Origin of the sequence: Citrobacter sp. Colony219 (genome assembly GCF_019382635.1) — a bacterium.
Taxonomy (GTDB): Bacteria; Pseudomonadota; Gammaproteobacteria; order Enterobacterales; family Enterobacteriaceae; genus Citrobacter; species Citrobacter youngae.
The window spans coordinates 1,607,791-1,623,712 of sequence record NZ_CP080033.1 but is presented as its reverse complement, the minus strand read 5'-3'; the positions used below and the strand labels follow the sequence as shown (position 1 = coordinate 1,623,712).

Genomic DNA, 15,922 nt, shown 5'->3' with positions numbered 1-15,922 from the left:
ATGGATATTGTTTCTGTCGCCTTAAAACGTTACTCCACTAAGGCATTCGATCCGACTAAAAAACTGACCGCTGAGCAGGCCGAAAAATTAAAAACACTGCTGCAGTTTAGTCCGTCCAGTACCAACTCTCAGCCATGGCACTTTATCGTTGCCAGCACTGATGAAGGTAAAGCGCGGGTGGCCAAGTCCGCAGCCGGCGGCTTTGTGTTCAACGAACGTAAAATGCTGGATGCTTCCCACGTCGTGGTGTTCTGCGCCAAAACGGCGATGGACGATGCGTGGCTGGAGCGCGTGGTGGATCAAGAAGAGCGCGATGGACGCTTCGCCACCCCTGAAGCCAAAGCCGCAAACCACAAAGGTCGTACCTTCTTTGCTGATATGCATCGCAAAGAACTGAAAGATGACAACCACTGGATGGCAAAACAGGTGTACCTGAACGTCGGTAACTTCCTGCTGGGCGTTGCAGCAATGGGTCTGGATGCAGTGCCGATTGAAGGCTTTGATGCGGCAGTGATGGATGCAGAGTTTGGTCTGAAAGAAAAAGGTTACACCAGCGTTGTCGTGGTCCCGGTGGGTCATCACAGCGTAGAAGACTTCAACGCCGCCCTGCCAAAATCACGTCTGCCGCAAGAAACGACGCTGACAGAAGTCTGATCCCCACATTTGCATAAGCTCCACACAGCGGTCATCATAGACCGCTGTTTATTAAGGAGACATTATGCAGGAATTGATATCTCAGGTAGAAGAACTCGGCATTGAAATAAATCACACCACCTCGCTGGTGATGATTTTTGGCATTATTTTTATCACCGCCATTATTGTTCACGTTATTTTGCACTGGGTGGTATTACGCGCATTTGAAAAACGTGCCAGCACCAGTTCCCGTCTGTGGTTGCAAATTATCACGCAGAACAAATTATTCCACCGTCTGGCGTTTACGCTACAAGGTATCATCGTCAATATACAGGCCACACTCTGGCTACAAAAAGGCAGTGAAGCGGCAGATATATTAGTGACTTGCGCACAGCTGTGGATCATGATGTACGCCCTGCTGTCCCTGTTTTCTCTGCTGGACGTTATTCTCAACCTGTCGCAAAAACTCCCTGCCGCATCCCAGTTACCCTTGAAAGGTATATTTCAGGGTATCAAACTGATTGCCGCCATCCTCGTCGGGATCCTGATGATTTCCCTGCTGATAGGCCAATCGCCGGCAATACTGATAAGCGGTCTGGGTGCCATGGCAGCCGTATTAATGCTGGTGTTTAAAGACCCGATTCTCGGTCTGGTGGCCGGAATACAGCTTTCAGCCAACGATATGCTCAAGCTTGGTGACTGGCTGGAAATGCCGAAATACGGCGCAGATGGTGCGGTTATTGATATTGGCTTAACCACCGTAAAAGTGCGCAACTGGGATAATACCATCACCACGATCCCCACCTGGTCGCTGGTATCAGACTCGTTTAAAAACTGGAGCGGGATGTCGGCTTCCGGTGGTCGGAGGATTAAACGCAGCATCAGCATCGATGCCACCAGCATTCATTTTCTTGATGAAGATGAACGCCAGCGATTGCATAAAGCGCATCTGCTGAAACCGTATTTAACCACGCGCCACCAGGAAATCGACGCGTGGAATCAGCAATTAGATGCGCCTGAGTCCGTATTGAATCATCGCCAGATGACCAATATCGGCACCTTCCGGGCTTATCTGAACGAATATTTACGCCACCACCCGCGTATTCGCAAAGATATGACATTAATGGTGCGCCAACTTGCACCAGATGACCACGGTTTACCGATTGAAATTTATGCGTTTACCAATACGGTGGTGTGGCTGGAATATGAAAGTATTCAGGCTGATATCTTCGACCATATTTTTGCCGTCGTCGAAGAGTTTGGTTTACGCATTCATCAATCCCCTACCGGAAATGATATTCGCGCCCTGGCAGGTGTCTTTCAGCGTTAATCGGTAGCATGAAGAAAGGACCGATCTCATCACCAGGATGAGATCGGTTAGATATTAGCGGGACTTGCGACGCAGCAGTTTGAAGGCCACGAACAGGAACAGGATCCACACCGGCAGCAGGATAGCGGACAGGCGCATATCATCCATGGTGCACATCAGCACCAGAATCATACCAAGGAAGGCGATGCACACGTAGTTACCCGCCGGATACAACAACGCTTTAAACTGAGTATCACGCCCCTTACGACGCATTGCCGCCCGGAAACGCAGGTGTGCCAGACAGATCATAATCCAGTTCAATAGCAGCGTCGCAACCACCAGCGCCATCAACAGGCTGAAGGCTTTTTGCGGCAACACATAGTTGATCAGCACCACCAGCGACGTAATCGCGCCGGACAGAATCAATGAGTTTACCGGTACGCCACGACGGCTGACTCGGGTTAAGAACTTCGGTGCATTTCCCTGTACCGACAGACCAAACAGCATACGGCTGTTAGAGTAAACGCCACTGTTATACACCGACAGCGAAGCCACCAGGATGACAAAGTTCAGCGCAGAAGCCACCACGTTGCTGTCAAGATTATGGAAAATCATCACAAACGGGCTGCTGTTGGATTTCACTTCCACCCACGGATACAGCGCCAACAGCACCACCAATGAGCCAATGTAAAACAGCAAAATACGATACACCACCTGGTTTACCGCTTTCGGGATACTTTTTTGCGGGTCCTGCGCTTCGGCAGCGGTAATTCCGATCAGTTCCAGCCCCCCAAACGAGAACATAATCACCGCCAACGACAGGATCAGTCCATTCCAGCCAGTCGCGAAAAAGCCGTTATAACGCCAGAGGTTATCGATGCTTGCATGTTCGCCACCGTTGCCGGAAACCAGCATCCAGATACCAAAGCCAATCATGCCGATAATCGCCAGGACTTTGATCAGCGCAAACCAAAATTCCGTTTCACCATACAGACGCACGTTGACCAGGTTGACCGCATTGATAATCACGAAGAAAGCCGCGGCCCAAATCCAGGTTGGGACATCAGGCAGCCAGTACTGCATATAAATTCCGGCTGCGGTGAGTTCTGCCATGCCAACCAGCACAAACATCACCCAGTAGTTCCAGCCAGACAAGAAACCCGCGAACGGACCCCAGTATTTATAGGCAAAGTGGGCAAACGATCCGGAAACGGGTTCTTCAACCACCATTTCGCCCAGCTGACGCATGATCAGAAACGCGATAATCCCGGCAACACCGTAACCGAGTAATACAGCAGGTCCCGCCATCTGAATAGCCGGGCCGATTCCCAGAAACAAGCCTGTACCAATTGCGCCGCCCAGCGCAATTAACTGAATATGGCGGTTTTGCAACCCCCGCTGAAGCGTCGGTTCATTCGTCGACGCGGCATCAGACACGCTGGTGTCAGATGCAGTTGACGCGTTTTTCACGCCCTACCCCTGTGTGGTTTTTATTGAAGGGGCTTCTTTTAACATTTCAACCTAGTTGTCGCAAGGCGCAATCGTTTGGATACGCCGGGCATCCTTGCCCAACGCACCGAGGCCCAGGAAAAAAATCAGAAGTCGTAACTGACGGAAACCTTCAGCGTGCGTGGCTCGCCCTGGAACAGATAAGTCCCGGTATCATCAATACCTGACCAGTAATTCTCGTTGGTGACGTTATCGACCCCTGCACGCAAAATCATCTGGTTCTGATTTTGATTGAGTGACATACGGTAACGCACACCTAAATCCAGTGTGGTAAAACTGTCGAGTTTCTTGGTATTTGCCGCGTTGGCATACTGAGCGCCAGAATGGTTCAGCCGTGCCGTCGCGGTGAGTCCTTCAACAGGTTTAATATCATATTCAGCCCCCAGCACCGCATAGAAGTCCGGTACGCCGATTGCCGTCTTACCGTTGTTGACACCGTTTTGATTTTTACTGAGCGTCGCATCCAGCCACGTTGCACTGGCGTTCAGCCGCAGTCCTAACACCGGTTCACCAAATACATTCAGCTCCACGCCACGATTACGCTGCTCACCGTTGATTGCGTAATACCGGGTCTGGCTATCCAACTGCGCAACCGGCATTTTGATTTCAAACAGCGCCAGTGAACCGCCTACACGCCCAAAGTCTGTTTTGACCCCAACCTCATTCTGTTTTGCATGGATGATTCCGGTGCTTTGACCGTAGTTCACCGCACTGCTTGGCGCGGTGCTGCCAGGCTGTAGCGATTCGGTATGATTCGCATAAAGAGAAAGTTCCTGCCACGGCTTATATACGACACCGTACGTCGGCATCCAGCGGCTGTCATCAAAACTGTTCTTAACGTTTTCAGCGCCTGTTTCTTTGTTGTAATCACGTACCACGACCTTTTGGTGGCGGGCACCGACGGTAAACAGAAGCTGATCATCAAGCACGCCCAACGTATCGCTGAGTAACCACCCCTGGCTACGCGTACGTCCACTGGTTAACGGATCGCTATAGTTACCTCCCGTCGCCGTCACCGCTGGTTTTGCTACAGCTTGCGTATCGTAGATATTGACGTCCGGACGTGCGGCACGTGACCCCATGCGCCAGGCGATTTTGTCTTCTTTAGTGACGGCGGAATAACCTACATTAACCTTATGTGACACAAAACCCGTATCAAAATTCCCGCGCAGCCCTGCCATCCCGCTGAACGCATCAATAATACGATTGGTATCAAGGCGTCCGGCTTTGGCGTCACCGGCCTGGTTGTATATTTCCGGGGCACTGTACAAACCAATTTCATGCGCGTGCTGCGCACCTAAACCAGCATAAGCGGTCCAGTTATCGGTCAGATCATATTCCGTGCGCGCCATTCCGAACTCATTTTCAATATCGCTATAACCCCATCTCTGGCTATAGTTGTGCGTATTTTTCGGCAGATCGGGGACAAATGGCACATAGTAGACATTGATCCCCATGTTACCGCCGTGAAACGTCTTTTTTTGATACCCGACGTCTAATGAACTGCGGAAACGGTCGCCACGGTAATCCAGTCCCAGCGATGCCAGCGTGGTACGACGTTTATCGTCGTCAACCGCCCCCTCCCCTTCACGATGCAACAGATTCACACGGGCGCCGGCCTGGTTATTGTCACCAAAACGACGTCCGGCATCGAGCGACGTTCCCACCTGTGAGTCACTGGTGTAGTCCATACCAAGGCGTGTGATCGGCGTATCGTCTGCATGCTTGGGTTCAAGATTAATCATCCCGCCAACGCCGCTACCGGCCGCGCCATTGAGCAATCCATTCGCGCCTTTAAAGATTTCAACGCGATCGATCATCTGCGTATCCACCACCTGGCGCGGCAGCACACCGGATAATCCACCAAAGGTCATATCATCGCCGTCAAGTTTCAGACCGCGAATACGGTATGTCTCTGCGTAGTTACCGTAGCCTTGCACCGCCTGCACGCTCGCGTCATTGGCGACAACATCGGCTACGGTCTTAGCTTGCTGATCTTCGACCAGTTTTGAGGTGTAGCTTATAACGTTAAATGGCACATCCATGGCATTTTGCTGACCAAGCATCCCCAGCCTGCCGCCATTGGCGACCTGGCCGTCGAGGAAAGCAGGCAGTAACGTATCGCCACCGGGTTTAAAATCACGTCCCTCTGCAGCCTGTACGACAATGGTATCTTCCGCTTCTGTCGGGGTTTCAGCAGCATTCACCGTGCCGGAAAGCGCGCCAATAGTAGCGGCCAGCACAGTTTTTCTCATTAATTGTGCGTATGTTTTAGTCTTGTCCATAGCCATGCCATTAAAAGTCTGACGACGTTGCCGGAGAGCGCCCCGGCAACATGTTGTTATTATTTATTCAGATCAATACGCACCACGTTATCTGGCGCGGAGGTGGAGTGGTCTTTATTGAATTTCTGTTTCACGGTGACAAACAAGGTTTGGCCATCAGCAGAGAGCAACAGGCTGTTTGGATTGGGGAGGAGCTCCCAGCTTTTCTTCACGCTGTAATCCGTTGCGTTCAGGCTAAGCAATTTTCCGGAATCACGCTGGGTAATATAGATTTCATTACGCTTCGCATTGAATTTCACCGCCAGAGAATCCCCGATATCCAGTTGTTTGAGCAGCTTGCCCGTATGAATATCCAACACCAATGTCGTTTTCGCTTTGGAATTGTCGGTGACAAACAGGCGACCGGTTTGCGGGTCTTCCGCCATATTCAACAGCAACGCGGGTTTATCGCCCAGCGGCTGCCAGCGTTTTTCAACGCGCTGAGTACGCGGGTTGATAACCAGGATTTCACCGCCGCCATTTGCCGCATAAATACGCTGCGTCATTTCTGAGTAATGCAGTCCGGTCATCCATTTACCGGTATTTTTAATCCGGGTTTTTAGTTTCAGCGTTTCGGCATCAACCACCCAGATCACCGCCGGATCGGCAACGGCGCCAATATAGAGCAGACCGTTATGCAGCAGTACCTGACGCGCACCGTATGGGAAACCTTGCGGGTTACGTTCCGGGAACAGCACGCGATTCTTCACTTTGCCGTCTGCGGCATTCAGCGCGCTTAGACCACCATCCAGAGAGTTGGTGACATACACCGTTTTACCGTCTGGCGAGATAGCCATACCAAAGTTTTTCAGATCGGTGTGGCTCAGACCGATGGTCTTCAGCGTTTGCGGATCCAGCTTGTAAACCACCCCACCCTGAACATCTTTGAACCCTTCCGCGCTGGCGACGTACAGCGCATCACCCGCAGGACTCAGCGCCATTTCATACAAGCCGTCAGCCAGTGCGCGTTGCTGAATATCCGTTGCTGCCGGTGCGATTGCTTTTTCCTGTGCCAGCGGGTTACTGGCTGGCGTGGCGTTAGCTGTGCAGCCGCTCAATGCAACGGCAGCCAACAATGCCAGAGCGGATGTTGTTTTTTTCATTGTCAGGATCCTTACCAGAATTCACGCAGATTGTTAATATCAAAAGAGAATGAGAACTATACGCATCATCTTTATCAGATCAAGAATAATTAGCCGGTGAATAAAAAAGATGAAACGAGGGTTTAAAGACATGAAGAAGTGCGCGCCAGTACCGCTTTTTCATAATTACAGTTAATTATTCTGGACGAAAAGGCATCGCAGGCCACAGAATGCACTTTACTGTTTTTCCAACATTTTCAAACGGGTGAACCTGTCGTGGTTCAGTCACTCGTTTTTGAACCACGCCAGGCAACGACTGTCATGAATAAGATCATTAAACGACTTGAGATCGTCAAAAGCGCCATCGAACTGGAAGATGAAGAGATTATTTTCCAGCAGCTGGCGCATCTGAAAAATGAACCTTTGCCAGTCATTCCCGGCGTCATCGTGCAGGCGATTGAAGAACGGCGTTTCGGCGATGCCCTGCGTGAAATTACGCACTGGCTACAATCCCAGCGCGCAGTATCAACGTGGCAGGACCCCGGCATTGCCGCCAGTAAGCTCGAACTGAAAGCGCTTGAAACCCAACTGCGTGATCTGATTGATAAGCGCAACACGCGCATTCAAATCCTCGATGATTTCAATGACCTGTATCATCTTCGCCTCGGACCGTTAATGAGCCGAATTCTCGAACTGCGTAAGCAGTTGGCCGCCAGCGCACAACGTAAGCAAGAAGCAGAACGAAAACGTCGCGAAAAAGATTATCAGTCCTGTCTGCACTATATTTCACAGGCCGTTGATCAACTGGCGAAACTCAAGCAGCACTGGGTAAATCTGAGTTCGGACTCCCGCGAATCCGTGGAAACTCGCCAGCGCATTCAGCAACAGACTGAGCTTATCACCGCCCTGCTGGCGGAAATTCGTGAACTGGAAAACGACTTTTCTCGCCAGGACGACAGCGCGACCCGTCAGGCACAGGAGGAAGCCAGCCACGAATATGATGAATATCAGGAACAACAGCAGGATGCGCAGCACCGCTACACCCGCGACCAGCGGCTTTCAGCGGATGAACGTAATGAGTTAAAACGCCTGTGGCGTCAGGCCAGTCGCCTTTGCCACCCGGACGTGGTAGCGGATGACCTGAAAGAGAAAGCCCATCAGATGATGGTGCAGCTTAATCAGGCACGACAAAATGCCGATCTGGCCGCAGTTCGGGCATTGCTGACCCAGTTACAAAGCGGACTCGAACCGATGATGGCAAGTGACCGATTAAACGATCTACAGCATTTACGTAGCAAGATTCAGCAGCTCAGGGAGCAAATTAATGCGCTGCTCAAAGAGATTAGCGATCTGGAAGCGGAAAACGCCTGGCGTCTTGCTACTTCAGTAACAGACAAAGAAGCCTACTTCTCCGATCAGCAACGGGCACTGACCGAAATCCGCACTACGCTGGAAATGCAGGTACAACAAGTGGAGCAAGAGCTATTGGCTGGCTGAGAAAATGCGCGTACAAAAAGCAGACAAAAAAGCGGCTGCAAGACTGATTTTCAGATTAAGCACAAAAAGCTTACTTCAGATTAAACACCTTAAAATATTAACAAAACAAGAATATAAATCTAAATTATTTTCATTTTCAGCCCATTAATTCAAATTAAACACTATTTTCTCCTTCCAAACATTTAGTTCCTTCCCTGCCCGGCCTTTGATTAAGAATTCTCCTGGTTGTTTCCTACCCCGTTAAGAAAATCACATATCTGTTTGAAATTAATAACAATTAACAGTATTCCCCTTCTAAACCTATAGGAATCCCCTGTCATTATCGAATCGACGGACACAAAACTTCGCAGATCAATAAGCGAAATCTATCAATCATCTTCACAGAGGTGATATAAACGATTTATCTTAAATTTTAACAAAGTGTAATATCCACTTTAAGAATAGTTAATGATTTAAATAAAGACAGATATTATCTGTTGATATCCGAATAAATAAGGATACGTTCAAAGCAAAGAGCGAAATATACCCGTCATACTTCAAGTTACATATGCGTTGGCTGCGTTAGTTCACCTCAGCCACATAGTATCTGTACGCCAGGGAATTCTCTCCCCGGACTTCCTGTAACTTGAATTATTTAGGGCATACGAGAATTAATTAACATTTCATGCATCGCGAGAAACTCTTTTTTAACCAAAAAAAGAGGCGACTGCTTGCACCAAAATTTCAAGGAGATCGTTATGTCTAAAGCTATTTTTTTGGGTGACTCAATTTACCCCTGGCTAGGCATGCGAGAAATCCTACGTGGCTCATCATTATATATTGATATCGCGTACCATTCCTCCCAGACGCTTTCTGCCGTCCAAACGCTATCTTATGAAACGGATTGCATCATTATTAATCCTGACAAGTCAGATTTTTTAAAATATGCCAGGATTATCCGCAACATGGCTATACGACCATCCACCACGATCATCGTGTTAGCCGATGAAGCCACTTTTTCTATTTTTCAAACAGTGTGCGGAATGGCCCTGCAGTTCCTCGATCAGGACACCAGTCTTGATCAGCTATTGCAAACAATCACTCGTATCATCGACAGAAAAAATCCACGCAATATCAAAGAACTACAAACAAAAATAACGACCAACGAATTCAATGTGATGATGATGCTAGCCCGCGGGTGGTCACTGGCACAAATCGCCGGAGTATCGCAAAAAAGCGAAAAAACAATCGGGGCGTACAAAAGCAACATTGCCAGAAAGCTGGGTAAAAGTAATACCCGGCTCAAGTACACCATTTCTCACTATAGCCAGCCGTAACTGACTTATTTAAGGATAGTAATCACAGTTAATTATTAACAGATTTTCTTTCGGCTCATTTTTTAATTCCGCCTGGCCCGGAAGGGATCGCTATTTTCGAAAATCGACATACCGGGTAGCACATCCGCGTGCCAACCATCGCCAACAACTCAACGCATTAACACATACATAACAGGAATGTAAACGAGGGTTATATATGAATAAGGTTTACAGCATTATTTGGAACGCGGCACTCGGCATCTGGGTTGTCGTCTCTGAATTAACCAGAGGTAAGAAAAAAAGCAGTTCACGTAAAACTGTTGCGGTACTGGCCGCCAGCGCATTAAGTGGCGCTACGATGATGGCCTCAGCTGCGCAGATTACCACTACGGGCGATCGAAATATTTCTGACGACTTCCAGAACGGTATTTCTGCGGGCGTTTATCAGGTTCCCCACGACTACGGCTTCTTATATGAAAATAATACTGCCAGTCAGACACTCAATATCAGCGGCGCAATCCCGACGATTAATCCGGGTCAAAGCGGCGTTGTAGAATCAACCACCATCAGTGAGTTACTGCGAACAGGAAAAATCACGCTGCAGGCTACCAGCCCAGGCCAGGGTGCAAAAACAATCACCACAGCAGAAGAGCTGGCGGAATACTTGACGTATAACCAATCGGCTACGCCTTCTCAAAGCGAAAACTTCGAGGTGGTTGACCCGGCATTCCCGGACGGCACAGAAACCATTAAGGTCTATGATACCAATGTGTTAAGTAGCTTTCTTACTAAATCGCAAATCGGCGATTCCGTATTAAATACTTATGATGCAACCAGGTCTGAAATCTATAAGCAGTTTGGTATCGCGCTGGCAACCAATGGTGCTACGGCCAACCTGAACATAGGTAATGACACGCTCAATGTACGCGACAAAGCCAATACCATCGAGTTACTGGCCAAAGACTCCTCCTTACTGGAAGCACAAGGCGCCAACAGCCAGGCAAACTGGCAGTCTGACAACTATATAAAATTTAACGCAGCACCCGTGATCCCCACACAAACGTTCACCGGCTCAGCGCAAACCTCTGTCTTTGGCGATGATGTGTCGCTGATGACTTATGGCTATGATGCAGATGGCAAGGTTATCGAAACCGGGGTGCGCACATTCACCATTACCAGTACGCAGGAGTTGGCTGATTTTAACGACTTCCTGTTGGGCAGAAGTGCCGACGCCGCAGAAAATGCCAATGGCGATAAGGTCAGCCAAATCCAATTGTGGCTGGAGGCTGAAGAGGTCACCACCGTCACAGCAGCACAAGCAAAGTATGCCGGGTATATCGATAGCTTAATTAATTCCAGTCAGCCGTCTGATGAACTCACCTGGGACTACAAAGTCTGGACCGATGGAGAGTCACATATCAACAACGCCACTGCCGCCCGCGGTGAGTTGCATGCCATTTATGCCAACGGCGCTGGCACCACCGGTACTCTGAACAAAGAGGCGATAATTGCCGTTGACGGCAGTATCAATGGCGTCATGAAAGCCATTGATGGTGGGGTTATCAACAACCTCGGCGAGCTGAACACGCTACGCAGTTCTGGCGGGCAAAGCCTGGCGATTGGCATGTTGGCGCAAAACGCCGAGGCAACCAACCGCGGGACTATCAACTCAGGTCTGTTCATTGATAAAGATGGTAATCAGAACGTTAACAGCTACGGCGCATTCGGTATGCAGGGACAAGGTACCAGCGTTATCACCAACGAAGGCACCATCAACCAGGCGATCACCACCGATAACTTCGGCACCGCATCTGCCGCCGATCCCTGGAGCAAGGATAAACCTGATACTTCGCTGACGTTGGCTATTGGTATGCAGTTGTCCGGCGAGGCAAAAGGTGTCAATAACGGCAATATTAACGTCGTCGACGGACGTAAAAACGGTGCATCTTACAGTGACGGCACCGCCTTTGGCGTGGAAGTCGCCGGAAATGCGACCTTTACCAACAGTGCTGATGCCGCTATTTACCTTGGTCGTGACGCAAGTAACCTGACCCAGGATGTCATCATGCCAGGTGGTGCCAGCCTGAGCGCCGGAATTATGACCAAAAGCGCCAAAGAGGTTATTAACAACGGTCTCATCACGTTGGGCACCGGTGTCCGTAACGCGGCAGGAATTTTGATCGGCAACGCAACAGGCAACGTACTGAATACGGGCAACATCGTCATCAATGGTAATGGGGATGCGGGGAACAACAAGAACTACGGCATCTCCGTGCGTGACAGCGGCACGGAAAATAATCAGGAAATCCGCAACGACGGCAAGATTAACGTCAACGGCACGAATAACGTGGGGATCCACGTCAGCGCCAATAACAAAAATGCCGAAGTAACCACCAGTGCCACAGGCTCTATTATCGTGGGCGGTACGGGTGGCATCAACGATCGTAACTACGCCATCTGGGCTGAAGGAGGCGCCAAAGGTCAGGCCGTGGTCAACGTCTACTCCAACATTACGCTGGACAAGGCCGGGAACATCGGCGTACACGTGCGTGATAACGCCATTGCTAACGTTGATAGCCTGAGTAGCCCGGTGTTCAACAACACCGATCAGATTGGCTATTATCTGTATGGGAAAGACGCGATCGCCAATATTGGTCAGGCGGTGATGAATGACAACGGTCAGGATCGCACCACCATTTTCCGTATCGCCAATGGCGCATTGCTGGCCGGTAACACCACCCCTCCTGGCGGCCAGGCCAGCTCCAACCTTGACCTTACCCTCAGCGGTAAGAACTCCGTTGGCGTTCTCGCTACCGGTGCAGGCAGTCAAGTCGATACTGGTGAAGCCACATTTACCGTGCAGGGTAGCGATTCCGCAGCACTGGTCATCGAAGGCGGCGCCAGCGGTAATATCAGCGACAAAACCACCATTAATTTAACAGGTGAACGTACCGTTGCCGGGGTGGTTGATGGCCAGGCGCATCGGTTGAATGGCAGCGCAGAGGGTAATGCCACCAGCACTACGCTTACTTCAAACGCGAAGATCACCTCTGAAGCCAGTGGCAATGAAGTGATCGCCTATATAGCGAGAAATCTGGGTAACCTGATCCTCGATACCAAATCAATTATCGATCTGGCCAGCATCGACAGTATCGGCGTGGACGTTCAACAAGGCGGTAGCTTAACCAACAACTCCTCCAGCGCCCTGCATGTCAGCAACGGCATCGGCGTTCGCGCGTCGGGTGCCAGTGCGCAAATTAATCAACTGGGCCAGGTTAAGGTTGATGATGGCACCGCTGGCGTATTACTGACGGAAGGGGCCAGCCTGCAGATTAACGGCATTAGTGGCGACAGCATTACCACCAACGGTACTGCTGATGGCATTCGCCTGGCAGATAAAGCCGGCGACCTGTCAGCGCAGCATGTGAAGATCCGTGCTGATGGCACGGGCGCAGGCATTCAAAACGATGCTAACAACACCAATATCACACTGCAAAATGTGACCATCGATTCCAACGATGGCGCGGGGATCCGCACCAGCGTAGCCCTGAACATGAAAAATGGGCTTAACAACATCCTTAACGTCAATGGTAAAGGTACCGGCTTCGCTTTTGAGCAGCACGACGGGAGCGCGACAACGGGTAACCTGGACATCGGCACAGGCTATACCATTGAGGTACTGAACAGTGAAGGCAGCGGTATCCGCGCCAATACTGATGGCCGCATCGACACCAAGGCCGACATTAACGTACACGACAGCGCTGGCGGTTCGGCAATCATCGCGAAAAACGTCAGCGCGTTAACCAACCGTGGCAAGATTATCTCTGCCAGCACCACCTCCCCGGTAATCGACGCCAGCGGTGACAGCAGTAAAGCCATTACCAACACCGGCACCCTGCAGGCCATCACCGACACTGCGGTGGCCATTCAGTCTGGTAAAGGCAATGACACCATTGATATCAGCGGCGGTGTCACCAGCGGCGTAATCAATACCGGTGAAGGTATGGACACCTTCAACTGGCGTAGCGGCACCTATGCCGGTGAAGTGAATTTCGCCGGTACTGGCGGTAACAATAAAGCCAACATCGGCAATGTGACGCTGGAGAACACGCGCCACATCATTACCGCTGCCGGTACGGGCAACGCCCTCACCTTCACCGATACAAAAGATGCGAAGATTGGAACGCTGGTCAGCGACAACCTGACTACCGGCACGAATATTGGCACCGGCTGGGATTCGCTGACACTCAGCGGGTCAAACGCGGATGTCCGCATCGTTGAAAACCTGAGTCTGGCAAGCAAAACTATTGCTGTAAACAATGGTGCAACGCTGCGCACCGGCGACCATGTCGAGCCAACCAGTACTGCCGCCAGTATTGGCGACTACAATGTCACAACCCAGGGCGCAGGCAGCAGGGTTATCTTCGATACCCTGGGTGATAACACCGCGGCGCAAATCTATAACGGTACCATCAGCGGTGACGGGAAGTTTGAACGTGCGGCGGGCGGCACCACGGTCTTTACCGCCAACAACAGCTACACAGGCTCTACCACGATTGATCAAACCGGTACGCTGCAGTTAGGTGACGGCGGAAATGAAGGTGAAGTCAGCAAAGTGTCTGACATCATCGACAACGGCGTGCTGGCGATTAACCGCGCTAACACCGTGCTGCTCAATGGCGTGATCTCCGGCATTGGGGCACTGCAGCAAATAGGTGGCGGCATTACCCGTCTGACCGGCAACAATACCTATACCGGTGATACCACCGTCACCAACGGCACGCTGCTGGTAAATGGCGATCAAAGCGCGGCGAGCGGCGCGACCACCGTCAGCGGCACCTCCACACTGGGTGGGAATGGCATTATCGGCGGCAACGTGTTGATGAACGACGCCACAACGATTAGCGCTGGTGACGGCGGTGCGGGTACGTTATCCATTAACGGCAATCTGCAGCTTGGCAGCAAAACGACCTCCGCTTTCGAACTGGGCCAGGCCTATACGCCGGGCGGTAAGCTGAATGACCTGATTAACGTCGCAGGCAATTTGCAACTGGATGGAACTCTGGATGTCACCACGTCATCGGGCGGGAATTTCGGGCCTGGTGTGTACCGTATTTATAACTACGGCGGTACGCTGAATAACCAGACGCTGGAGTTAGGTGCTGTACCGGACACTCAGGATAAGAGCAACATCTTTGTCCAGACCTCTATCGACAAACAGGTCAACCTGGTGAACGCCAACGGCGTTACCCTACAATTCTGGGATGGCGCAACCGTCAATCAGAGTCACGGCGCATCCGGCATCGAAGGCAACAGCAAGATTGACGGCGGCGACGGTAAATGGATGGCGATCGGTGCTCAGGGCGACAACAACTGGACAACATCCACCGGTGAGGGCAACGCCCCGTGGGCGCAGAAGTCATTTGCCGTCTTCACCACCAAAGGCGGTACCGTTACCGTGGATAACGCTGCAGGTGAAGTTAACTTCTCCGGGGCGCAGTTTGATGCCGATGGTTACGTCGTAAAAGGCGATGCACTTAACGCCTGGGCCACCACAGAAAATGCCACCCATGCGGGGCAGACGCCGGGGACCGGTGAACTGTTGCTGCGCGTAGGCGCCGGCGGTGCGGGACAAAACTTTACGGCAACCATTGAGTCAATCCTTCGTGAAGCCAGCACCAACGACAAACTGACACTGGTGAAAACCGACCTCGGTCGTCTGATCCTCAGTGGTGATAACGCGTATCGCGGCGGTACGCGCATTGATGGCGGTACGTTGCAGATCTCCTCCGATAATAACCTCGGACAGAGCGGAACCGATTTGGCGATTAACAACGCCTCAACATTGCAATTAGGTGCGGATTTGACCAGCAATCGCACCATTGAACTGGGCGCGAATGATAAAGCCGCGGTGTTTGACCTTAATTCGCACCACTTCACGCCAACCGGTGAGATTACCGGCGACGGTAAACTGAAAGTCACCAGCAGCTCAAGCGATGCGGGCAGTACCTTAACGCTCGACCGCGCGAACAGCTACAAAGGCGACACCGAAATTGCCGGCACCGGCAATGCCAACAATGTGACGGTCAATGCCAGCAAAACCGGCGTGTTCGGCAGCAACGAGAGCAGCACCATCACGGTTAATAATGGGGCAACGCTCAACGTCAGCGGCGCAGACACCCGTCTGCAATCACTGACCATGAACATTGCCGACAGCCTGTTAACGCTGGCCGATACCGTCACAGCAGCCAGTGCCAAACTGAATCTGACGGG

8 protein-coding genes are annotated in these 15,922 nt (G+C 51.1%); 5 read left to right on the top strand and 3 right to left on the bottom strand.

The features are described from left to right. Window positions 1–654, top strand: coding sequence for an oxygen-insensitive NAD(P)H nitroreductase (gene nfsB / locus JTI85_RS06960; RefSeq protein ID WP_061067479.1), 654 nt, complete (start codon window positions 1–3; stop codon window positions 652–654). Between the two features lie 64 nt (window positions 655–718). Then, window positions 719–1,963 carry a mechanosensitive ion channel family protein gene (locus tag JTI85_RS06955; protein WP_048212351.1) on the top strand — a complete coding sequence of 415 codons (1,245 nt, stop codon included), beginning with the start codon at window positions 719–721 and terminating at the stop codon, window positions 1,961–1,963. 54 nt (window positions 1,964–2,017) lie between these two features. Here the strand turns inward: JTI85_RS06955 and pheP are convergent, their stop codons facing one another. The 3 genes from pheP to JTI85_RS06940 all read right to left on the bottom strand — a co-directional run bounded on the left by pheP (window position 2,018) and on the right by JTI85_RS06940 (window position 6,878). Then, complete coding sequence (gene pheP / locus JTI85_RS06950; protein ID WP_061067477.1) at window positions 2,018–3,412, bottom strand: phenylalanine transporter; 1,395 nt, start codon at window positions 3,410–3,412, stop codon at window positions 2,018–2,020. A 125-nt stretch (window positions 3,413–3,537) separates the two neighbouring features. Next, window positions 3,538–5,736 (bottom strand): TonB-dependent siderophore receptor, encoded by a 2,199-nt coding sequence (locus tag JTI85_RS06945; RefSeq protein ID WP_199982258.1) that lies wholly within the window; start codon window positions 5,734–5,736, stop codon window positions 3,538–3,540. A gap of 59 nt (window positions 5,737–5,795) precedes the next feature. Continuing rightward, entirely contained in the window at window positions 5,796–6,878 is a 1,083-nt protein-coding gene (locus JTI85_RS06940; protein WP_061067475.1) for a YncE family protein, read from the bottom strand. A gap of 300 nt (window positions 6,879–7,178) precedes the next feature. Between JTI85_RS06940 and JTI85_RS06935 the strand changes: the two genes are divergently transcribed. From JTI85_RS06935 to JTI85_RS21330, 3 genes are all read left to right on the top strand, one after another. Further along, complete coding sequence (locus JTI85_RS06935; protein ID WP_048212354.1) at window positions 7,179–8,354, top strand: DnaJ family molecular chaperone; 1,176 nt, start codon at window positions 7,179–7,181, stop codon at window positions 8,352–8,354. 737 nt (window positions 8,355–9,091) lie between these two features. After that, window positions 9,092–9,670, top strand: a complete 579-nt coding sequence (locus JTI85_RS06930; RefSeq protein ID WP_061067473.1) for a LuxR C-terminal-related transcriptional regulator — start codon at window positions 9,092–9,094, stop codon at window positions 9,668–9,670. 196 nt (window positions 9,671–9,866) lie between these two features. Then, window positions 9,867–15,922: autotransporter-associated beta strand repeat-containing protein (locus JTI85_RS21330; protein ID WP_255575478.1), on the top strand; the 6,056-nt coding region annotated here is incomplete at its 3' end.

What these genes read in the sequence shown, in the direction of transcription:
- JTI85_RS06940 (WP_061067475.1), bottom strand. Translation starts at nt 6,878, where the DNA reads ATGAAAAAAACAACATCCGCTCTGGCATTGTTGGCTGCCGTTGCATTG.
- JTI85_RS06930 (WP_061067473.1), top strand. Translation starts at nt 9,092, where the DNA reads ATGTCTAAAGCTATTTTTTTGGGTGACTCAATTTACCCCTGGCTAGGC.
- JTI85_RS06945 (WP_199982258.1), bottom strand. Translation starts at nt 5,736, where the DNA reads ATGGACAAGACTAAAACATACGCACAATTAATGAGAAAAACTGTGCTG.
- JTI85_RS06955 (WP_048212351.1), top strand. Translation starts at nt 719, where the DNA reads ATGCAGGAATTGATATCTCAGGTAGAAGAACTCGGCATTGAAATAAAT.
- nfsB (WP_061067479.1), top strand. Translation starts at nt 1, where the DNA reads ATGGATATTGTTTCTGTCGCCTTAAAACGTTACTCCACTAAGGCATTC.
- JTI85_RS06935 (WP_048212354.1), top strand. Translation starts at nt 7,179, where the DNA reads ATGAATAAGATCATTAAACGACTTGAGATCGTCAAAAGCGCCATCGAA.